Origin of the sequence: Breznakia sp. PF5-3 (assembly GCF_029504745.1) — a bacterium.
GTDB lineage: Bacteria > Bacillota_I > Bacilli_A > Erysipelotrichales > Erysipelotrichaceae > Breznakia.
On sequence record NZ_JAQFIQ010000006.1, the window covers coordinates 36,319 to 55,928 of the forward strand.

The window sequence follows — 19,610 nt, forward strand, 5'->3', positions numbered from 1 at the left end:
AATGCATAAGATATTCATTTATTTGCTTTTTATCCGTTGAATAATCAAAGGCAAAAATATCGCTGACAATAAAATACCTATGGATACTTGAGCTATCACTTCATCAACATACGGAGCGTATGCTTTATTTGCTGATGCTATGAGCAAAGGTGCAGATAGTGAAACTCCTCCTACACTACAAATTGCAGTTGCCATAATTCCCTTTTGATGCAAGAGTTTAGTATCTATTAAATATAAAGGTATCCAGTTTACTATCATATAGACAATAAACAATATGATTCCTGACAGACTTGAATGTAATACAACATCTAAATGTATAGAACTTCCCAAACAGGCGCCTAAAAAAGGAAGTAAAACTTTATTCATACTTTTGGTAGCTACCCTAGATTGAGGAAATAGCTTTCCTATTACTAATCCAACAATCAAAGGTATAATGGTTGCTAGTATCATCTGATAATCAAACGATGCAGAACTATCCAAACCCATAATCATTAATGGAAAAACAGGCAATACCATGACACTTAATAAAGCGAAATTTGCTTTATCTACATCATCACCATACTCTTCTGCAATTGCCATATAAACTCCAGGATTATAACTAGTAATAGCTACAACAAACGCTAATACAGAAATACCTAAGATACTATCTTTTACTAAAAAAATTACAATTGTAGATAGAATAACATTTATCAAAAATCGCACAACAACTAAGATACCTCCACGTTTCATAGCCTTTATAAAAAGGGGAAGCTTCATCTGAATTCCTGTAACGACTAACATAATACCAATAATTGTCATTGTCCCTGTACTTGAAAACACTGCAGTTGTTGGATTACCAATATCTAAAATATCTGTATAACTATTTAAAACTGCTGTTATCAGCATTGGAATCAATAATATCGCCCCAGGCATTTTCATTATTTTTTCTATTATTTTTCGCATATCATCCTCACCATATCAACTATAACAATGATATAAGTAGAGGTATACTACCTTGCTCTTGCCATCACCAAAAATCGGCATTGTCGAAAAAAGGATATTATAATACCCTTTTATACTGTTTATATTTTTGAAAAATAGACATTGGTGCGAAAAGCTTCAATGCAATCCCAGATCCATGATACTCCATATCTACTACTTTATACTGTTCATTCAAATAAGAAACTACATCTCCCATTGCATATGGAAACAAAAACTCTCCTATTTGATAATCAGCGAACAACGCTTCACGAAGAGCCTTTCTAAGTAGCTCAAGCCCTCTTTCTTGAAGTGAAGACACATATACCTTATGATCTCCTGCACTTGCTTCTACTCCTTGTAAATCAATCTTATTATACACTTCAATTATTGGAATATCTTCAATTCCAATTTCTTTCAATGTTCTTATAGCAATATTCTTTTGTTCTTGGTAATAAGGATTGTTTAAATCAATAACATGCAACAAAACATCTGCTTCCTTTACTTCTTCTAAGGTAGAGCGAAATGCTTGTATAAGATAATGTGGAAGTTTATCAACAAACCCAACTGTATCTGTAAGTAAACATTCTTCTTGATCTGATAGTTTCACTTTTCTAACTCGTGTTTCTAATGTCGCAAAAAGGATATCTTCAGCAAAAACCATTTTCTCATCATCTGCCACAAGCGCATTCATTAACGTTGACTTCCCTGCATTGGTATACCCAACCAATGCTACCGTTTTTATCCCTGTTTGTTTACGTTTTTCCCGTTGTGTCTTTCGCTCTTGAACCATCTTTTTTAGTTCTTGTCTCTTCTTATGAATTTTCGCTTCCAACTGTCGTCGATCCAATTCCAGCTTCGTTTCTCCGCCTCCACGATTATAAAACCCAGCACTTCCCCCTTGCCTATTTAAATTCTCATAAGTCCCTACTAACCTTGGCAATTGATACTGAAGCATACTGATTTCTACTTGTAACTTCGCTTCTTTTGTTTGGGCACGACGAGCAAAAATATCTAAGATTAACATCGTACGATCCATAACCACACAAGGAATTATCTCATCTATGTTACGTAGCTGTGATGGCGATAATTCATCATTAAAAATAACAACATCGATATCCTCTGCCGCTTCTGCAATTTCTTCTAATTTTCCTTTTCCTACATAATAATGCTTTTGCATGCTTTCTAGTTTTTGAACAATTTGTTTGATTGGTTCAAACCCACATGCATAAGCAAGATTTTCTAACTCTTCCATACTATATTCAAATGCTTTATCTTGAGGTGTTTCTACACCTACAAGGAGCACTTTTTCATTTTCAACTTCACTCATAAATACCTCCTATTTTCACGTCAAAAGTATAGGTACATATTACCTAAACAAATAAAAATAGTGAGACACCTTCAATTTTAAAATACAAAAAAAGAATCTATCCTATTTATTTAATATATAAATGTACCTCATTATAATTTTCTATTTCTGATTCTTATATAATAGCGCATTTTAAAACCCCCAATCGCATTCACCTTACCATATGTCCATATAAAATACAACTATCACTATTCTTTAATCTTTATTGATATCTTTAAAATATATTCCTCTGGTATTCGCGTTGAAATCTCATTTAATAAATAATCCTCATATGCTTCTTTTTCTAATGTGTAGTTATGTTCTTTCGCATATTGAAACATTTTATTATAAAATTCTTGTCTAATCATATAATCACCATATAAGTAACCTACAAGATACTTTCCTTTAGGTTTATATGTATTTGATTTTGGGATTCGATAATATAGTTGCATAGTTTCCTCTGTCCCATATGCTTTATATCTCTCATAATTCACTACAATTCCCCAAGGAAATGCACATTCAAACCCTTCATCACTTGCATATTGATAAAAGCGTGAAACCATTTTAGACAAAGAAATTTTCACACCATCCTCCAATCGCAAATCCGGACTCAAAAAAATAGGTTCCTTTTCATGATATTCAACTTGTATTGTTCCTACTTTTACCTTCTCTGCTTCCTTGGCCATCTCCATTTGCATATCCATCATATCTTTAATTTGCGTTAACTTGTCTATTTCTTCTTCAATTGTTTTTTTCTGTTTTGTAAATAAAGCAATCATTTTTTCTGGCGTTCTACTATCCGTGAATTTTTTTATCTCTTTTAATGGCATTCCAATTTCTTTTAATGTCCATATCATATTCATTGTATATAACTGGCGATAGTAATAATAACGATAACCATTATCTAATACAATTTCAGGAGAAAAAACACCAATTGAATCATAATAGATTAAATTTTTCCTACTGATTCCTGATGCTCTAGCAAATTGTCCAATTGATAAATACACTTCTTTGTCTAATTTTCTTTCCATATAATACCTCTTTTTCATTTTATTAAGATTAGGATTGACTGTCAAGTCGCTATACAGTTTAGAATAATAGTATAAAGAATTAACATATTTCTATAGTTTTGAAAGGAGGCCTTCTTATGAAAGCAAAAACTATATCAACAAACGCATTTAACAAACCATTATTTGAGAAAGACCTTGATTATGCATATCATACAAAAAAATACGTATATGATATAAAACAGCATTTCGGTAAAAATTTAAATAATGCAATTTATGTTACTTTATATCGATATCTATTGGATCTCTCACTGCATTCAAAAAAATCCCATGAAAATAGACGTTCTACTTTATGGTTAGTATCTACCTATTTTAACGAAGAATTTTTAGTTGCTCAAACTATCATTCATGATTTAAACAAACACGTACACTGCTTAAATACATACCATAGTAGTGAAATTGCTTTATTGATTATAGCTTCAAAATTTCATCTTTCGCCATCACAAATCTATATCATGATCGATATCATTTCAGAAATCACCAAAATAGTTAAATACTATTTTATGTATCCTATGGATATTCACTCACCTACTACCCATAGCTTTTTAGAACACATCAAATTACTGTCTTATCGTATCGTAATAAACAAATACGATAATAGCAATATTGTCGACATGTTAGATGTCTTCAAAGCAAAGTATATCCTTGCTTTTCAAGGTAGTGAAAAAGTAGCATCTTTTATCCAAAAAAAATATCGATTCACACTAACAAAAACAGAAAAGACTTTCTTAGCAATACACATTCAAACAATGATTTATAAATCTGAACACCAAAAAACCGACTTTTAGCTTTAAGTCGGTTTCACTTTGTCTTTTATAAAACTTCAATACTATATGATGTAGTAAAGGTTTCACCAGCAGTTAAATTCATCATTCCTTCACGTTTAGCAAATGGAAGATCTACCTTTTCAAAATCACCATGTGAATACCAAGGTTCAATACAAACAAAAGGCGCTCCTTGCGTTGGACTCCATAAAGCTAGTAGTGGAAACTTATCCATGGTTACTTTCACTTCATGCTTTGGCCCTTTCAAAGTCACATATGAACTTTTCATACCTTTATAAATAAGAGTTAAATATTTTTCAAACATTGCATAGTCCATAGGTATAGATTTCAAACTTACTTCCGTATACGTATGAGGAACCTTTTTATTTGGGTCAAATATCAATTGTTGAAGTTTTTCCTCTTTTTCAAATACAATTTGATAATCTTCAAATTTTTCATCTTTTTCTAATGGACAGCGAAATCCTGGATGTAATCCAAAGGTAAAGGGCATCGTTACTTGATCATTATTCGTAATTGCATAATAAATCTCAATTTTATTATCTACTAATTTATATGTAATCTTATATGTGAAATCAAATGGATATACTTTTTTTGTTTCTTGATTTGCATATAAGGCAAAAGAAATCATCGTATCACTTTGCTCAACACATTGTAAATCTGCATAACGAATCAATCCATGATTTTTAAAGGTGTATGTTTTACCATCAACCTCATAAGTTCCATTATATGTATTTCCGACAATTGGAAACAACGTTGGATTCTTACCAGACCAATATTTTTCATCTCCCTGCCACAGATATTCAATACCTGTTTCTTTATCCTTAAACGATGTCATTTCACCACCTAAAGTGGTAAATTCAACTTCAAAACGATTATTAAATATTTTCATATTACTCCCTCTTTCTTCCTTTATTTTATCATAAAATAACCATTTGTATCAGCAAAGTCATTCGCTTGACACATTACTTAAAAGAATATATCATATAAGTGTAAAGTGAAGTGTAAATATCCCTTTCCTATCTTCCTACTTCACTTTACACCCTAAAAAAAGGACGTAAGTCCTTTTTTTAGTTTCAACTACTATTCAAATGGTGTTCACAAAACCAACACACAAGCAAACTATACTATAAGCAGTTAGATAAGTTTCTTTCTCTCTCCCTAAAATAATCTTTTCTTCTTATCTAACTTTTCCCTCAAAAAAAAGATTCAATTGAATCTTTTTTTATATTCTTTTCTTCAATTCCTTAGAAAGCCTATTTAGGCTTCTTTTTTTGCCTTTTTGCTTAAATAAAACAACAAGAATCATTAACACAATTATTCCTGCAATAGTAATATAATACCATGGATCATCTTCTTCATCACTCCACATATTTAGTTTTTGCTTTTTCGCAACCGCTTCTTTTTCATAAAGCATATCTGTATAAGCATAATCACCATAAATGTATTTGACTTCTGCCAACCCTTCTTCTACCAATTCTTCCTGTAATAATTCCCCATCTACAAACACCCAAGCGAGAAGACGATCATATTTATCTCGTTTATTACTTGGTTCATACTCCAAACTAATTGCTTCTGCTGCTTCTAATTTATCGCAAACATAAGCACTGGATTCTTTACCATAACGCTCCTTTTTTTTCGTATATTCAGGTGCATTAATCGCTAGAAAACGTACTTTTTCTTCTTTTCCATTCACAAGAAAAGCAGCTGTATCGCCATCAATACACCTACTTAATGAAACAGTTTCTTGATCATTTGCTTGAATATTGGTTGTCATCATCAACAAACAACAAATACATATTAATTTTCTCATTTTAACTTCTCAAACAGCTCCTCATAAATCTTTTGTAGTTCTTCTTGTTCTTTATCCGTCATTTTTCTTTCAGTAGCATCATGATCATCCAATGTCCCCATATGGTGTGCAACAATTTTACCTTCTTTGATTATAATAACCTCCGGCACATATAAATATGTTTCACCATCATTTTCATCTAATCCATATGCTTTATCCAACAATTTAGTTGTCTCTTTTAGCCACTCAGGATGTGCTTCATTTGCTTCACTTTTTTTATTTACATAATAGATATTAGTTTCTTGTGCTTTGGCTACCTCATTCATGATTGGAACTGCTTCAATACACCAAGGGCATGTTGCATATCCAAAATAAATAATTCCTGAAAACTCTTTATCTTTTATAAACGTGTTTGCTTCATCAAACGTAACCTCTAAAAAGACATGATCACCATCCATGAAATTATCATATCCTTCCATATCTGCTTTCTCACAATCTACTCCACAAACATTCGTATTTTCTTTTTCTTTATTGTCATTACACCCTGCTAGCAATAAACAAATGCCAAACAATACAATTCCTATTTTTTTCATTTTAAATCTCCTGAATCATTTACAATTACTTTAATATCTTTTTTCTTTAATCGATTATCAATATACTCGCCAAATAATTCATATGCCAAGGCAGTACATGGTACAGCTAATAACATACCAGCTACACCAAATAAATCACCTAAAACGAAGATTGATAAAAGAACCCAAATTCCTGGCAAGCCAATACTTTTCCCAACAATCTTTGGATATATGATTTGACTTTCTAAATTCGACAGAATTTGGAAAATCACAATAAACCATATCCCTTGCAATGGATCAAAAGCAAAAATCAAAACAAAATCTATCAACATTGCAAATATTGGACCAAAAACAGGAACGATACTACATACCGTAATCGTCGTTGCCAATAATTCTGGGAGTGGGAAGTCAAGAATGATAAATACAATATAGAACATAATTCCCTTGATTGCACAATCAACCAATTGACCACCAACAAATTTTGTAAACATGTAATTCGCTTTTTCACCAATTCGGAAAATCTTATGACTATGTTTTAAATTAAAGCAAGCCAAAATCACCTTACGAATTTGATAAATAAATTTTTCTTTTCCTGCCAATAAATAAATGCTCAAACAAAAAGCTAAGAACCATTGGAAGAAAGCATTCGTAAACTCCATCGCATTCCTTATCACACCAGCTGTAATATCCCCAAAGAATGTAATACCTTTTTCAAATATTTGCTGCCATGACATATCTTGTAATTCCTTTATATATGCAATATCTTGCAAACGGAAATTAATATTAAAATCATCAAATATTTTATTCACAGAACGAATCCACGAATTTACAAGTTGTGGGAATCCTTTGAATACTTCAACCATACTTTCTGAAACCTTTGGAATAATAATCATCACCAATAAATATAAAAGAATTGTCGCAAAAATTAAGGTCAACAAAATAGAAATTGTTCGAATGAACCGTAAGAGAAATTTATTATTTCGCAATATTTTATTTAACCCCTGTTCAATTCTTCGCATTGGGATATTCAATACAAATGCAATTGCGATTGCATAAAAAAGTGGTTTTAAAAGCCCTAAGATAAGCATTGTATAATCAATGATTACTTTATAATTCAACATTACGGCTAATAAAACAATAACATATGTACAAACAAAAATTATATTTTTATTTTCACTTAAAAATTTTTTCATTCCATACCTCTTTATATATTTATTATATATGTTTTTCTTCTATTATGAAACCTATTTCATCATTCGATTATTAATCACTGCAATTGGTTTTCCGTTTTCTTTAATTACTTTCGTAATTCGATCATTCAATAAACATAGCACTTCATAAGAAAGCATATCTAATTCTTTCGCTACCTTTACTAAAGGTATATGTTCCCCAATGATTTCCACCTTTTCACCAATAGGATACATCTGATCAACCATAATCATCATCTGATCCATGCAAATTCGACCAACGATTTCATATGGATGTGTATCTATACATACAAAACGTCCTTGATTTTTCCTAATAAATCCATCCCCATAACCAATTGGTAATGTAGCGATAATACAATCTTTATAACATTCATAGGTAGCTCCATAACTAATGGTTTCACCTTTCTTTACTTCTTTAATATGCGTAATTGTTGAGTAGAGAGATAATACTGGCTTTAACAATTCCTTACTATCTACACTCTTGATTCCATATAAGGCTAATCCTACTCTTACTGCATTGCTACGCTTATCTACAACCGATAAACTAGCATCGCTATTCGCCGTATGAATCCATAAGAAATCATGCGCTAAACAATCAACAATATTATAAAACCAATTCATTTGAATTTCACAAGCAGTTTTATCTTTATTATCAGCACTATGAAAATGTGTATAAATCCCTTCTACTTGAATTTTTAATACCAAGAGCTTTGCTAAAGCTGCTTGTACTTCATCTACTTTTTTAAAACCTATTCGATTCATACCTGTATCCACTTTTATATGTACACGTAATTTCTCAAAATCTAGTTTTAACGTCTCTAGCTTTTCAATCCACGATAAAGAAAACACGCTGATTGTTAGATCTTGTTCAATCACTTGCGCAACACAATCATGATCAATATATCCAAGAATTAAAATATCACTATGAAATCCCTGGTGACGTAAAGAAAGTGCTTCATCAAAAGAAGAAACACATACATATGGGCAACCATTTTCTACAGCCGTCTTGGCAATATAATAATCACCATGTGAATATGCATTTGCTTTACATACACAAAAAACTTTCTTCCGTGTATGCTTTTGCATTGTCTCAATATTATCTTTAAAGTTATCTAAATCGATTTCACTATATGTTCCACGATATATCATAGATAACACCTATACAATTTTAGCCATATAATATGAAATATACCCTGCATAAACAATCATTATCAAATGAATCATTCCCATCACATCCAATTGAAATAAACTACGGAATGTACTTTCTATACTATATGGTAAATAGTTAAGTGAAAAAACTGATAGCTGGTGTGTAAATGCAACAAAATCTCCTAAGAACACACATAAAATAAAACAAGCTACACTTAAAATTGAAAACTTTTTATCAACACCACGTCCAAAGTATTTAATTGCATAACCAATTGCATATCCTGCAGCAATATAAAGCAAAGAATAGTACCATCCTGTCCCAGAAGTGATAAGCCCTATCACAATTGCACATAAAATCGCTGTGATAACGCCTGCTGCTACTGCAACTGGGAAACGTTGCTTATTTCTTAAATTATTAGGATTAAAAATATTCATAATCTACCTCCACTAATAAGTAGTATAGCATAAAAGAAAAACAATTGAAAAATTTCCAAAGCAAAATTCATTACAAAAATATTCAACAGTTTTCCTTATTAATAATACACAAAAAATGATGTTTAAATTTTTCTGAATAATTTCCAAGAAATATTCAAAAAATGGTTGACATCATTTTCTACAAATGATAGTATATAAAGGCGCTGGATAATATATCCACCAAGAAAATAACACGGAGGTTTAGCTCAGTTGGGAGAGCATCTGCCTTACAAGCAGAGGGTCAGCGGTTCGAGCCCGTTAACCTCCACCATTATGCCGACTTAGCTCAATCTGGTAGAGCAACTGACTTGTAATCAGTAGGTTGTGGGTTCAATTCCTATAGTCGGCACCATTTTTTTTGTGGGGGGGTAGCGAAGTGGCTAAACGCGGCTGACTGTAACTCAGTTCCTTAGGGTTCGACAGTTCGAATCTGTCCCCCCCCACCATTACTTTCTTGGGGTATAGCCAAGCGGTAAGGCACCAGACTTTGACTCTGGCATTTCACTGGTTCGAATCCAGTTACCCCAGCCAATTTCTTATATGTGACCCGTTAGCTCAGATGGTAGAGCATTTGACTTTTAATCAAAGGGTCGGGCGTTCGAATCGCCCACGGGTCACCATTTATTTATTTTTGCGGGTGTAGTTTAATGGTAGAACTTCAGCCTTCCAAGCTGACTACGTGAGTTCGATTCTCATCACCCGCTCCAAATGTAAAACAAAAACTTAACACTCAAATGTGTTAAGTTTTTTTATGCTTTTTAGAATACTTAATGATGACATTTATGATCATCACCATGATGGTTACATGGAAACATCCGTGCTATATATATTAATGAATGAGATAAAAGCTTTTGCACTACTTCATCTGTTTTTCCTTGCACACTTCTATATATGGCTATATTGTTTTCCATTAATATTTCTCTTAATATGATCAAGAAATCATAAACATCTCCTATTCTTATATTATTCAATGCTTAAAACTTACTTTTCGAATTTTTGTAATTCTTCATAAGCGATATCAATATAATAATATCCACCATTTGCTGAAGAATAACCATTATATACCAAGAGTAAAAGTGAATCTTTTTTAAAATAAGAATATACAGGTTGATCTACATCATTATAATTCTTATAAAATGCTGTATCTGCATTTTTTAAAGCATACAAAAGATTATCCCCATACTCATTCATAAAGTCCTCTCTTGCTCCACTCTCCTTAGTTAGAAATCTTGATTTGTCAAAAACAAAGTCAACTAACTCTTGATCTATATTATAGACATCTTTCAAACACAACCTTTCACCTGTGGCTAAATTATAATTCAAACTAAATGTAGGATGCCCTGAAACATTTCTATCGACTATTTCTACTGCTGTAAATTTTATACTGAAAATCTTTCCACGCATATTCCATTCATAATCTATACCAAGAGAAATATTATCTTTTTTATAAAGTTCATTTCCATTTATATCAGCTAAAAGTAACATTTCTATTTCATTATTAATTTTATTCTCAATATCTTTATTGTGTAATTGATTAATACTAGGGTATTTTATGTTAATTGTAGGTTCATCTGTATATATACTCAAAATTTCATTAACATAAATGACCTCATTAATACCAATATCATTATAAGCATCAGAATATAAAATATGATCACTATTTTTTTGCGTGTTTTTATCTTTTATAACTGGATTATTTTCCGTAGTTTCTTTTTTATTAGTATTAACACACCCCACAAAAAAACAACAAGACATAAGTATTAAAATTATAATCTTAATATTTTCTTTCATTTTTATCCTCTTTTCTTTAATCAAAATATTTCGATGCTTCATCATAGTATTGTTTTCTATCATTTAGAGATTCTTCATTATCCCATGGGTTGATTAATGCCAGTACATCCTCAACACTACCACCAGTGTCAATAACTGCATTAATTTCACGGTATTTCCAAAACCATCCTGCTGATTGCCATGGATAATTATCTGCGACATACTGATAGCCTTGATTTACTATTTCTGGATCATCTATTTGATATATTTCTTTTAAATATGCTGCAAAGGCTTTATAATTACAACGTCCGGTTAATTGGAGCCCTCCAGCACCTCGATATTTGCTACCATCACCTGGTTGTGTATTACCTAATTGTCCGCCACTAAATGTACCTGGTTCATATTTATCAAAAGCATTTGAATTATTACCATCCCACTCTACCATATCTCTTCCTCCACCAGTTTCTTTTGTAGCTTGCGCTATAAAATGCTTTATCCGCTCAGGAGTAGTAATATTATAATCTTCTAACGCTTTATTTAAATCATAAAGAAATTCTTCAGTTACAACATCTTTTCCATCTCTTGTCTTATTCCATCCCAATAATGTCAATTGCCAACAATCTACATAAATTGTGTAATCTACAAAACCTTGTTTGCTCTTTGTCAATTTATGTAATTCCTCTATAATTTCCTTTTTTCGTATCTCATCAGCATTCCAATATTCATCTACTAGTTTATCCTGTTTCGTTTGGATACTTTCCAAAAATCTTTTTTTAAGCACTTCAAATATTTTTCCTATTTCTAAACCTTTATCCTTTTCTTTTTTCTTACTTGTTTTTGATATGATATTTCCAACCCAACTCATCTGCTTGATATCTATTTTAAAGCTTCCACTTTTTTCATCCCATGTACCTTTTGATAACATATTCATTCCTTGCTTCACCTGATTGTAATAATATCTAGCTTCATCATAATATCCCTCTGCTTCAATATCAAAATTATACAACCTCTCTATCATATCTTGCAAATCCCTTGTTTCATATAACTCCATATCCATCCAAGGCTGTATACCTATCTCATATTCCATTATTTCTCTTAATCTATTAAACCTTTCAATTCCTTCATATAAATAATCAGTATCAATATACGCTGTATGCGACCCATCTACTTGATTATGAAATTCATTCATATATCGACTATTTGCATGGATTGTAGAAGAACACATATTTTGTATTCCTTCTAACAATGGAAGCCATACCATCTGAAAATATTCTTTTCCATTATCATATGCTTTTCCTTGTAATTGCTCCTCATTAATCAACCCTATGATTTCTTGTTTTAATTCTTCAATATCCTCTATTTTATTTTGCATATTGTGATTCATACCTTCCATCATAATATGCATCTCATTTGCATCAATAATCATTTCCTTCTCCCTCTATTCTTTTCTTCCTTTGCCAATACACTGCTTCTTCTTCCTGTTCATTTAATACTCTATTCATTTTTTTATACGCTTCTTTTTCAAACTCTATATATTCATTGTTTTTAATTAATACATTTTTATACAGCTCTTCCTTTTTACCATAAAAGGTATTGGCTCTATCTCCTTGATACCCTTCAAATACTAAAGCTAATACATTATTCGTTTCTTGTGTATGACAATATATTGCTTCTCCTGTAGATTCTATTTGCTTAAACTTTTGTTTGTTCCGATATCTTTTAATTTCTATATCCTCTAATTGTTTATTAAATTCATTATTCATAGTTATTTTACTTCTCGTATTGTCTTTGCCATCTTTTTATCAACATTGTCAAATGATTTTGCCATAATTAAGAAATAATCAACATCCTTTTGCAGATGAGATTCCAAATCAGATAATATAGAAAAAGTATCATTTTCACATGATACTGATTATAATATTGATTGTAGAGTACTTTTAGATACTTGTATTGAATTGTTTATTTTACATACTTTAGATTGAATCTTATGTAATATTGTTACTCTCGTGTTGACAATATCTAAACTAGATTTTAACATCATATTTTCACTTCCTTTATACACTTATGACGTAACCATTTAAATTAGCGTTCCCCTTCCATTTGAAAATTCAATCAATTCCTTGTAGTTCTTTCAGATATTATTTCTAAAAAAACAAAGGAGTACAAATACACCTTTGTTTTTTGAGCAGCTAATAAACTAATCGTTCTAATACCACAATATGTATCAACAATTACTTCATCACCTTTTAATTCTAATAAAGACAATGCTTTATCATATAGTTTTTCACATTGTTCATGATTGATTTGGTAAAATGACTTCGGTGATATTATCTTAAAAGTTAAGCCACAAAGTGTATCATAGAAATATCCTTTTCCAAATATGTTAAGTTTTTTTATACTTTTTAGAATATTTAATGATGACATTTATGATCATCACCATGATGGTTACATGAAGCATCTGTGCTATATATTAATGAATGAGATAAAAACTTTTGCACTACTTCATCCACTTTTCCTTGCACACTTCCATATATAGCAATATTATTTTCTTTTAATATTTCTCTTGCTCCTGCACCTATGCCACCACAGATAAGTGCATCAATGCCTTGATCTTTCAAAAACTTCCCTAAACTTCCATGCCCTTGGCCATTTGTACCAATACATTCACTATCAACAATTTTATTATCTCTTATCTCAAAGATTTTAAACTGTGTAGTCTTTCCAAAGTGTTGAAACACATTTCCTTCATCATAAGTAACTGCTAATTTCATTTTCTTTTCTCCTTTATTATTTCTAATTCAATGCTTATTCCTTACTACATGTTCCCCTCTTGCAACATTTCTTTTTATGATTACATTCCCCACAGATTTTATACTCTCCTCCTTCTATGAGCAATGTATCTCCATGTACTAAGAAGGAAGCTATTTTCTTTCTACTCCTTGCATAAATTGCTTGGACTGTTGTACGTGCTACTCCCATCTGTTTTGAACATTCCTGTTGATTTAGACCTTCTAAGTCAATCAATCGTATTACCTCATATTCATCAACACTTAAAATAATTTTATTTATATCGTTTCTTGTTTGAGAATGAAAACAGTTATGTTTTGGTAAATGGCACACGTTTCTTCCTTTTTGTGGTCTTGGCAAAGCTTCACCTCTTTTCTATTGCATAATACGCCCATTATCGACATATGTCAATAATGGATAAAAAATAAAACACTCTATCATTTAGTAGAGTGTTTATAAATAACAATCAATACTATTTTATTTTCATAGTCGCTTGAATTCCTGCTATTGTACCATCAGCAACAGCAGTTGATATTTGACGAACTTTTTTTACTCGAACATCTCCAACAGCATAGACATTTGGAAGGTTGGTTTCCATATTTGTGTTTGTCTTAATGTATCCATTTTCTAATTCTATTTCTTTACACCACTGTGTACTTGGATGAGAGCCGATATAAATAAATATTTGACCTCCAGATAAAGGAATTATTCTTTCTTCTTTATTGCTGTTATTTATTACTTTAATAGACTCTAATCGCTCATAATTATCTACCTCAGATAATGAACTATCAGTAATTACTTCAATCGTGTTTGAATTCATAATAGGGTTTTTAAATTGTTCAATACAAGATAATTCTTTTTCTAAAATAATCATATATACTTTTTTAGTTTTCTTTGCTAAATACAACGCCTCTTTAGCAGCTCCATCAGAACCTCCTACAACACAAACACACTTGTCTTTGTATTGTTCTACTTGTTCAAAAGAATTATGCAATGCTATCGGATATTTAAATTTGCTCTTATTAATATTAGACAATTCGTTTTGAATTGTACCTGTAGCTATAATAACCACCTTAGCTTGATAACAATCTTTATCGGTACGTATTTCTTTTGTATCACCTGATAAATTTGCATCTAGTATATTCCCTTGTACAATTTCTATATCCATCTCTTTTACTTGCTTCCAAATGCGCTTTGCTAATTCTGGACCAGATTCATCATTTAAAACACCTGCATAATGAGTTACCGTTGAAATATTTTGAATCGTTCCTCCAACAAAGGATTCTTTTTCTATCAACAGAACATTTTTTCCTCTACTCTTTGCATAGATTGCACTAGACATTCCAGCAACACCTGCTCCAACAACTATTATATCGTACATATAAAATCTCCTTCTCTTTATTCTATATACAGTATACGCTCTTTCTTACACAATTAGAAAGTAAAGTGATAAATCAATTAAGCTACACGCTTACCCATTGTCCTTCTTATGCTTTAGTTGACATATAGCTTGGGTCATTGTCCCCATTGGACAATATACACACCATGATCGTGGCTTAAACAAGAACATGCTCACGATTCCTAGTATTGTTGATGTCAACATTACACTATAAAAACCAAAAGCAAATTGAGCTACCCAATTGCTAACAATTGACGTATTACTCCACCACCAAGGTAATTTAAATACCCACATTAACGTAACTACCTCTTTTAGTGAAGCACCTGCAAAAACTAAATAGGTATTCCAAATCATCAATAGAAACATTGACATAAAAAAGACTAAAAAACCATAGCGAAACCATTTTGTACGCAAAATTTTTGGTGATATTTTTCTTTGTGATAAGCCATATTTTTCTCCTAAAATTTCTAATAATTGTCCTCTCCCGCAATACTTATTACAATAAGCTTTATCCCCACCAAAAATTGAGATCAACAATGGAATACTAAAGCAAAGTAAACCAAGCCAAGCAAATAAGATATTAAAAAAACCAAGAATTAGATATACCAAAGATACCACCCAAAGATACTCATACCAATGCTTTTTCATGTCCCTCTACCTCCCTCATCACAATTTCAATCACATCAGCAGGACAAACCTTAGCACACTTTCCACATCCCACACATTTGTTTTCATCCACTTGTGCATACAATCCCTTGTGTATTATAATTGCTCCAACTGGACAATACTTCACACAATTACCACAAGCTACACAAGCTTTACCAATTTGTGCCTTTTTTCGTTTTATCATATAAATACTCCTTTATAATCTTATCCATATACAAAATATGTAAGAGTGTTATTATATCTCTTACATATTTTATACCCTTACTTTTCTTCTACGCTTTTAGAACGTTTCCATTCATCATACGTTAAATATCCACCAAGTAAATTGTATAAATTTGAATACCCTAACTGGTGTAATAAACACAATGCATAGTGTGCTCGCTGACCTACTTTACAATATACAACGATTGGTGTATTTTTATCTTTTGATAATTTATCTATATTATGACGCAATGTGTCAAGTTCAATGTTTATAGCACCTTCTATATGACCACCTTGATATTCTGAATCTGTACGAACGTCCAATAAAATAACATCCTTTTCTCTATTGTCTACATCTTGTGATTTCATTGTCTTATATAATCCATCAATTTCATGACTTGCTGCATATCCTAAAATGTTTACAGGATCTTTTGCACTTGAGAATGGCGGAGCATAGCATAGTTCTAATTTTGCTAAATCTGTTACTTTTAATTTTCCAATAATTGCTGTCGCTATAACATCTATTCGTTTTTCTGTTCCTTCGTAACCAATTCCTTGTGCTCCTAAAATATCTAAAGTATCTTTATTATAGACAACTTTCAAAGTTAAGTTTTTTGCATTTGGATAATATCCTGCATGATTTGAACGATGAACAATGGTAGTAGAAACAGGAATACCTAAATTGTTTGCCATCACTTCATTAAGTCCTGTAGAAGCTGCTACCATATCAAAAACCTTTGCTACACTTGAGCCCAAAGAACCTTGATAATCAATTTCCTTTCCATTTATGTGATCTGCTACTAATCGCCCTTGACGATTCGCTGGCCACGCTAATGGAATGTATGTTGGCGTTTGTGAAACTAAATGATTCACTTGAATCACATCTCCAACTGCATAAATATTAGGATCTGATGTTTGTAAATGTTCATTTACCACAATTGCTTTTCTTATACCCAATTCAAGATTTGCTTGCTCTGCTAATTTAGAAGCTGGAGATACTCCAATTGCAAGAATAGTAAGATCCGATTCTAGCATTTCTCCATTATCTAATAACACCGTTTTTCCATTATTAGCAAAGCCTTTTAATCCTACACCAAGTTTTAATTTAACACCTTTTCTGATCATTTCATTTTGCAAAATCGCAGCCATTTCTTCATCAAATGGTGTAAGTACTTGATTCGCTAAATCAACAAGCGTTACTTCAATACCCAAATGATGTAAATTTTCTGCCATCTCAACACCAATAAAGCCACCACCAACAATAACTGCTTGCTTAGGGTTATGTCTTACTACTTCTTTAATTTTATCCGTATCCGGAAGGTTGCGTAACTTCAACACATTTTCCGCTTCTTCCATACCTTCTAAATTAGGCCAAATCGGGTTAGCACCTGGTGATAAAATCAAACGATCATAAGATTCTATATATGTTTCTTTTGTCTTATGATTATATACAGTTACATTTTTCTGTTCGCGATGAATTTCTGTAACTTCTTGGAAATTACGAATATCTAAATCAAAACGCGTAGTCATTCCTTCTACTGTTTGAACTAATAATTTATCTCTTTCTTTTATTACTCCACCTATATAATATGGTAACCCACAGTTTGCAAATGAAATATATTCATCTTTTTCAAACATAATAATTTCATCATCTTTTGATAATCTTCTCAATCTTGCAGCTGCTGAAGCACCTCCAGCAACACCACCAACTATTAATATTTTCATACTTTTCCTCACAATATTTCTATTTTATTTCGCCATTATCTTGATTTCATCAATAAATCTACAGCTTGTTCAATTTCTTTATCACTATATTCTTCACTCTCATACAATTCTTTTAAATTATTAACAACAATTAATGCAATGATACGATCAATACTAGAACGCACAGCACTCAATTGCGTAACAACCTCTTTACAACCTTTTTCATCTTCAATCATTTTCAAAATACCTCGAAGTTGCCCTTCGCTTCGTTTTATTCGATTGCTAATATCACTACTGCATTTCATCTAGATACCTCCTTATCTGTTCATAAACCTTATACTATCTTCCCTCGCCAACTACTCATTCCTCCACTCACATTAATCACATCATATCCTTGTTTAGATAAATAGTGACATGCCTGTTTGCTTCGCATTCCTGATTGACAAATTACATATGTAGTTCCTTTTAACTTAGTATTTTCAATATTAGACAACGGTGCATTAATTGCACTCTTGATGTGTCCATCTTTAAACTCATCCTTCTCTCTTACATCTAAAATTGTGGTCTTGTCTCCTTGTTCTACCAATTCTTGCAATTTCACTGCACTTATCGACTTTATTTTTGAAAAAAACATACTTATCTCCTTTATACCCTAGGGGGTATTATTAATGTTATTCTATCGTCTTTCTTTGTTCGTGTAAATTAAGATGCACTTAATATTACAAAAAAAGCAACCACAATATTATGGTTACTTCCACTTTCTATTTTGTATATAATTTTAACGCTTCGAAAATCGTTTCATATTCTGTCGAAAAAGCACTATCTTTATTCCACAAAAATGTAAAATCATGAATAACTACAAAATCCGATAGTGGTATCTTTCTCAATGTCCCATTTTTCAATTCTTCTTCCACTGCTGATTTATACAAAAAGGCTATTCCACAATCCTGGCATAAAAGATTTACAATTGTATGTATATTGCCTATTTCTACTTTATGCTTAAAATCATCTATTGACATATTTTTAATTGCCAAGGTTTTTGACAATATTGCCCTTGTCCCTGAACCATGTTCACGAACAAGCAAACGCTCTGAAACAAGATCTTTTAAATAATGAATTGGTTTTTCAAACATATGATCTTTTGCTGCTATTGCAATATACTCCTCACTCTTATATATTTGTGCATTATAGTCATTACTATTAAAATATCCTTCTACAATTGCAAAATCAATTTCCCCATGACGCAAATAAGAAAGCAAAGTTTGTGTATTTGCATATCGTACTCTAATATCTACATTGGGGTGCATTTTAATAAAATTAGCCAAAGCAGGTACAATTGTATATTCCCCTATTGTCATTGTAACACCAAATGTTAATGTCTTTTTCCCATCAAGACTAACTTTCATACGTTGTTTTAACGTATTTTCATCATTTCGCATCGTTTCTAAGGTAGAACGTAATATTTCACCAGCAGGAGTAAGTAGCAATTTCTTTTTATCACGAATAAAAAGTAGTGTCTCATATTCCTTTTCTAAATATCGAATATGCTGAGAAACAGCAGGCTGAGTAAGATTTAACACCTTAGCAGCATGGGTAAAATTCATATACTCACAAACCTTTAAAAAGGTTTCCATTCGAAAATCTAACATCATTACCTCCATATATTGATTATTATGCTAACCATAACAAATATTTATGATTATATCAATTATTATAATTTTACAAAATGATTAT

General features: G+C 31.5%; 24 protein-coding genes and 6 tRNA genes. 7 read left to right on the plus strand and 23 right to left on the minus strand.

Annotated features, from left to right (window positions below):
• Positions 1 to 18: 18 nt before the first annotated feature.
• The 3 genes from M2475_RS02470 to M2475_RS02480 all read right to left on the minus strand — a co-directional run bounded on the left by M2475_RS02470 (position 19) and on the right by M2475_RS02480 (position 3,336).
• Positions 19 to 942 (minus strand): 2-keto-3-deoxygluconate permease, encoded by a 924-nt coding sequence (locus M2475_RS02470; RefSeq protein WP_277489372.1) that lies wholly within the window; start codon positions 940 to 942, stop codon positions 19 to 21.
• A gap of 97 nt (positions 943 to 1,039) precedes the next feature.
• On the minus strand, positions 1,040 to 2,287 hold the full coding sequence (gene hflX, locus M2475_RS02475) for a GTPase HflX (RefSeq protein ID WP_277489373.1): 1,248 nt from the start codon (positions 2,285 to 2,287) through the stop codon (positions 1,040 to 1,042).
• Between the two features lie 227 nt (positions 2,288 to 2,514).
• Positions 2,515 to 3,336: a MerR family transcriptional regulator gene (locus M2475_RS02480; protein WP_277489374.1), complete on the minus strand. Its 822-nt coding sequence runs from the start codon at positions 3,334 to 3,336 to the stop codon at positions 2,515 to 2,517.
• 116 nt (positions 3,337 to 3,452) lie between these two features.
• Between M2475_RS02480 and M2475_RS02485 the strand changes: the two genes are divergently transcribed.
• On the plus strand, positions 3,453 to 4,160 hold the full coding sequence (locus M2475_RS02485; protein ID WP_277489375.1) for a PRD domain-containing protein: 708 nt from the start codon (positions 3,453 to 3,455) through the stop codon (positions 4,158 to 4,160).
• A 25-nt stretch (positions 4,161 to 4,185) separates the two neighbouring features.
• On the opposite strand, the gene M2475_RS02490 is transcribed toward M2475_RS02485, so the two are convergent.
• The 6 genes from M2475_RS02490 to M2475_RS02515 all read right to left on the minus strand — a co-directional run bounded on the left by M2475_RS02490 (position 4,186) and on the right by M2475_RS02515 (position 9,310).
• Positions 4,186 to 5,046 carry an aldose 1-epimerase family protein gene (locus M2475_RS02490; RefSeq protein ID WP_277489377.1) on the minus strand — a complete coding sequence of 287 codons (861 nt, stop codon included), beginning with the start codon at positions 5,044 to 5,046 and terminating at the stop codon, positions 4,186 to 4,188.
• Between the two features lie 333 nt (positions 5,047 to 5,379).
• Complete coding sequence (locus M2475_RS02495) at positions 5,380 to 5,967, minus strand: thermonuclease family protein (RefSeq protein ID WP_277489379.1); 588 nt, start codon at positions 5,965 to 5,967, stop codon at positions 5,380 to 5,382.
• Positions 5,964 to 6,539 (minus strand): transporter accessory protein, encoded by a 576-nt coding sequence (locus M2475_RS02500; RefSeq protein WP_277489380.1) that lies wholly within the window; start codon positions 6,537 to 6,539, stop codon positions 5,964 to 5,966. Before M2475_RS02500 ends, M2475_RS02495 begins: the two co-directional genes overlap by 4 nt.
• Positions 6,536 to 7,711 carry an AI-2E family transporter gene (locus M2475_RS02505; protein WP_277489381.1) on the minus strand — a complete coding sequence of 392 codons (1,176 nt, stop codon included), beginning with the start codon at positions 7,709 to 7,711 and terminating at the stop codon, positions 6,536 to 6,538. Before M2475_RS02505 ends, M2475_RS02500 begins: the two co-directional genes overlap by 4 nt.
• A 51-nt stretch (positions 7,712 to 7,762) precedes the next feature.
• Positions 7,763 to 8,875, minus strand: a complete 1,113-nt coding sequence (gene alr / locus M2475_RS02510; RefSeq protein WP_277489382.1) for an alanine racemase — start codon at positions 8,873 to 8,875, stop codon at positions 7,763 to 7,765.
• Positions 8,876 to 8,884: 9 nt separating this feature from the next.
• Positions 8,885 to 9,310 (minus strand): hypothetical protein, encoded by a 426-nt coding sequence (locus M2475_RS02515; protein ID WP_277489384.1) that lies wholly within the window; start codon positions 9,308 to 9,310, stop codon positions 8,885 to 8,887.
• A 234-nt stretch (positions 9,311 to 9,544) separates the two neighbouring features.
• On the opposite strand from M2475_RS02515, the gene M2475_RS02520 reads away from it, so the two are divergent.
• The 6 genes from M2475_RS02520 (at position 9,545) to M2475_RS02545 (ending at position 10,056) form a co-directional block, all read left to right on the plus strand.
• Positions 9,545 to 9,620 (plus strand) — tRNA-Val (locus tag M2475_RS02520).
• Positions 9,621 to 9,624: 4 nt separating this feature from the next.
• A tRNA-Thr gene (locus M2475_RS02525) sits at positions 9,625 to 9,701 on the plus strand.
• A 10-nt stretch (positions 9,702 to 9,711) separates the two neighbouring features.
• Positions 9,712 to 9,795 (plus strand) — tRNA-Tyr (locus M2475_RS02530).
• A gap of 9 nt (positions 9,796 to 9,804) precedes the next feature.
• Positions 9,805 to 9,880: transfer RNA gene (locus M2475_RS02535), tRNA-Gln, on the plus strand.
• Between the two features lie 13 nt (positions 9,881 to 9,893).
• Positions 9,894 to 9,969 (plus strand) — tRNA-Lys (locus M2475_RS02540).
• A gap of 13 nt (positions 9,970 to 9,982) precedes the next feature.
• A tRNA-Gly gene (locus tag M2475_RS02545) sits at positions 9,983 to 10,056 on the plus strand.
• Between the two features lie 60 nt (positions 10,057 to 10,116).
• Here the strand turns inward: M2475_RS02545 and M2475_RS02550 are convergent.
• The 14 genes from M2475_RS02550 to M2475_RS02615 form a co-directional block, all read right to left on the minus strand.
• Positions 10,117 to 10,260 carry a hypothetical protein gene (locus M2475_RS02550; protein ID WP_277489385.1) on the minus strand — a complete coding sequence of 48 codons (144 nt, stop codon included), beginning with the start codon at positions 10,258 to 10,260 and terminating at the stop codon, positions 10,117 to 10,119.
• Positions 10,261 to 10,330: 70 nt separating this feature from the next.
• Positions 10,331 to 11,140, minus strand: coding sequence for a hypothetical protein (locus M2475_RS02555; protein WP_277489387.1), 810 nt, complete (start codon positions 11,138 to 11,140; stop codon positions 10,331 to 10,333).
• A 16-nt stretch (positions 11,141 to 11,156) separates the two neighbouring features.
• Positions 11,157 to 12,545, minus strand: coding sequence for a T7SS effector LXG polymorphic toxin (locus M2475_RS02560; RefSeq protein ID WP_277489388.1), 1,389 nt, complete (start codon positions 12,543 to 12,545; stop codon positions 11,157 to 11,159).
• A complete protein-coding gene (locus M2475_RS02565) occupies positions 12,535 to 12,882 on the minus strand; it encodes a hypothetical protein (RefSeq protein WP_277489389.1) in 348 nt (115 codons plus the stop codon). The genes M2475_RS02560 and M2475_RS02565 overlap by 11 nt, the downstream gene beginning before the upstream one ends.
• A gap of 349 nt (positions 12,883 to 13,231) precedes the next feature.
• Positions 13,232 to 13,543 (minus strand): hypothetical protein, encoded by a 312-nt coding sequence (locus M2475_RS02570; RefSeq protein ID WP_277489390.1) that lies wholly within the window; start codon positions 13,541 to 13,543, stop codon positions 13,232 to 13,234.
• Complete coding sequence (locus M2475_RS02575; RefSeq protein WP_277489392.1) at positions 13,531 to 13,890, minus strand: NifB/NifX family molybdenum-iron cluster-binding protein; 360 nt, start codon at positions 13,888 to 13,890, stop codon at positions 13,531 to 13,533. Before M2475_RS02575 ends, M2475_RS02570 begins: the two co-directional genes overlap by 13 nt.
• A 34-nt stretch (positions 13,891 to 13,924) precedes the next feature.
• Positions 13,925 to 14,266 carry a DUF134 domain-containing protein gene (locus tag M2475_RS02580; protein WP_277489393.1) on the minus strand — a complete coding sequence of 114 codons (342 nt, stop codon included), beginning with the start codon at positions 14,264 to 14,266 and terminating at the stop codon, positions 13,925 to 13,927.
• Between the two features lie 112 nt (positions 14,267 to 14,378).
• Positions 14,379 to 15,287, minus strand: coding sequence for an NAD(P)/FAD-dependent oxidoreductase (locus M2475_RS02585; RefSeq protein WP_277489394.1), 909 nt, complete (start codon positions 15,285 to 15,287; stop codon positions 14,379 to 14,381).
• Positions 15,288 to 15,377: 90 nt separating this feature from the next.
• Positions 15,378 to 15,953 (minus strand): 4Fe-4S binding protein, encoded by a 576-nt coding sequence (locus M2475_RS02590; protein ID WP_277489395.1) that lies wholly within the window; start codon positions 15,951 to 15,953, stop codon positions 15,378 to 15,380.
• Positions 15,934 to 16,155 carry a 4Fe-4S binding protein gene (locus M2475_RS02595; RefSeq protein WP_277489396.1) on the minus strand — a complete coding sequence of 74 codons (222 nt, stop codon included), beginning with the start codon at positions 16,153 to 16,155 and terminating at the stop codon, positions 15,934 to 15,936. Before M2475_RS02595 ends, M2475_RS02590 begins: the two co-directional genes overlap by 20 nt.
• A 77-nt stretch (positions 16,156 to 16,232) precedes the next feature.
• The gene (locus M2475_RS02600) at positions 16,233 to 17,897 is read right to left on the minus strand and encodes an FAD-dependent oxidoreductase (RefSeq protein WP_277489397.1); all 1,665 of its coding nucleotides are present in this window, start codon (positions 17,895 to 17,897) and stop codon (positions 16,233 to 16,235) included.
• 35 nt (positions 17,898 to 17,932) lie between these two features.
• Positions 17,933 to 18,181, minus strand: a complete 249-nt coding sequence (locus M2475_RS02605; RefSeq protein ID WP_277489398.1) for a metal-sensing transcriptional repressor — start codon at positions 18,179 to 18,181, stop codon at positions 17,933 to 17,935.
• A 29-nt stretch (positions 18,182 to 18,210) separates the two neighbouring features.
• The gene (locus M2475_RS02610; protein ID WP_277489399.1) at positions 18,211 to 18,510 is read right to left on the minus strand and encodes a rhodanese-like domain-containing protein; all 300 of its coding nucleotides are present in this window, start codon (positions 18,508 to 18,510) and stop codon (positions 18,211 to 18,213) included.
• A 127-nt stretch (positions 18,511 to 18,637) separates the two neighbouring features.
• The gene (locus M2475_RS02615; protein ID WP_277489403.1) at positions 18,638 to 19,525 is read right to left on the minus strand and encodes a LysR family transcriptional regulator; all 888 of its coding nucleotides are present in this window, start codon (positions 19,523 to 19,525) and stop codon (positions 18,638 to 18,640) included.
• Between the last annotated feature and the right edge of the window lie 85 nt (positions 19,526 to 19,610).

What these genes read in the sequence shown, in the direction of transcription:
- M2475_RS02470 (WP_277489372.1), bottom strand. Translation starts at nt 942, where the DNA reads ATGCGAAAAATAATAGAAAAAATAATGAAAATGCCTGGGGCGATATTA.
- hflX (WP_277489373.1), bottom strand. Translation starts at nt 2,287, where the DNA reads ATGAGTGAAGTTGAAAATGAAAAAGTGCTCCTTGTAGGTGTAGAAACA.
- M2475_RS02480 (WP_277489374.1), bottom strand. Translation starts at nt 3,336, where the DNA reads ATGGAAAGAAAATTAGACAAAGAAGTGTATTTATCAATTGGACAATTT.
- M2475_RS02485 (WP_277489375.1), top strand. Translation starts at nt 3,453, where the DNA reads ATGAAAGCAAAAACTATATCAACAAACGCATTTAACAAACCATTATTT.
- M2475_RS02490 (WP_277489377.1), bottom strand. Translation starts at nt 5,046, where the DNA reads ATGAAAATATTTAATAATCGTTTTGAAGTTGAATTTACCACTTTAGGT.
- M2475_RS02495 (WP_277489379.1), bottom strand. Translation starts at nt 5,967, where the DNA reads ATGAGAAAATTAATATGTATTTGTTGTTTGTTGATGATGACAACCAAT.
- M2475_RS02500 (WP_277489380.1), bottom strand. Translation starts at nt 6,539, where the DNA reads ATGAAAAAAATAGGAATTGTATTGTTTGGCATTTGTTTATTGCTAGCA.
- M2475_RS02505 (WP_277489381.1), bottom strand. Translation starts at nt 7,711, where the DNA reads ATGAAAAAATTTTTAAGTGAAAATAAAAATATAATTTTTGTTTGTACA.
- alr (WP_277489382.1), bottom strand. Translation starts at nt 8,875, where the DNA reads ATGATATATCGTGGAACATATAGTGAAATCGATTTAGATAACTTTAAA.
- M2475_RS02515 (WP_277489384.1), bottom strand. Translation starts at nt 9,310, where the DNA reads ATGAATATTTTTAATCCTAATAATTTAAGAAATAAGCAACGTTTCCCA.
- M2475_RS02550 (WP_277489385.1), bottom strand. Translation starts at nt 10,260, where the DNA reads ATGGAAAACAATATAGCCATATATAGAAGTGTGCAAGGAAAAACAGAT.
- M2475_RS02555 (WP_277489387.1), bottom strand. Translation starts at nt 11,140, where the DNA reads ATGAAAGAAAATATTAAGATTATAATTTTAATACTTATGTCTTGTTGT.
- M2475_RS02560 (WP_277489388.1), bottom strand. Translation starts at nt 12,545, where the DNA reads ATGATTATTGATGCAAATGAGATGCATATTATGATGGAAGGTATGAAT.
- M2475_RS02565 (WP_277489389.1), bottom strand. Translation starts at nt 12,882, where the DNA reads ATGAATAATGAATTTAATAAACAATTAGAGGATATAGAAATTAAAAGA.
- M2475_RS02570 (WP_277489390.1), bottom strand. Translation starts at nt 13,543, where the DNA reads ATGTCATCATTAAATATTCTAAAAAGTATAAAAAAACTTAACATATTT.
- M2475_RS02575 (WP_277489392.1), bottom strand. Translation starts at nt 13,890, where the DNA reads ATGAAATTAGCAGTTACTTATGATGAAGGAAATGTGTTTCAACACTTT.
- M2475_RS02585 (WP_277489394.1), bottom strand. Translation starts at nt 15,287, where the DNA reads ATGTACGATATAATAGTTGTTGGAGCAGGTGTTGCTGGAATGTCTAGT.
- M2475_RS02590 (WP_277489395.1), bottom strand. Translation starts at nt 15,953, where the DNA reads ATGAAAAAGCATTGGTATGAGTATCTTTGGGTGGTATCTTTGGTATAT.
- M2475_RS02595 (WP_277489396.1), bottom strand. Translation starts at nt 16,155, where the DNA reads ATGATAAAACGAAAAAAGGCACAAATTGGTAAAGCTTGTGTAGCTTGT.
- M2475_RS02600 (WP_277489397.1), bottom strand. Translation starts at nt 17,897, where the DNA reads ATGAAAATATTAATAGTTGGTGGTGTTGCTGGAGGTGCTTCAGCAGCT.
- M2475_RS02605 (WP_277489398.1), bottom strand. Translation starts at nt 18,181, where the DNA reads ATGAAATGCAGTAGTGATATTAGCAATCGAATAAAACGAAGCGAAGGG.
- M2475_RS02610 (WP_277489399.1), bottom strand. Translation starts at nt 18,510, where the DNA reads ATGTTTTTTTCAAAAATAAAGTCGATAAGTGCAGTGAAATTGCAAGAA.
- M2475_RS02615 (WP_277489403.1), bottom strand. Translation starts at nt 19,525, where the DNA reads ATGTTAGATTTTCGAATGGAAACCTTTTTAAAGGTTTGTGAGTATATG.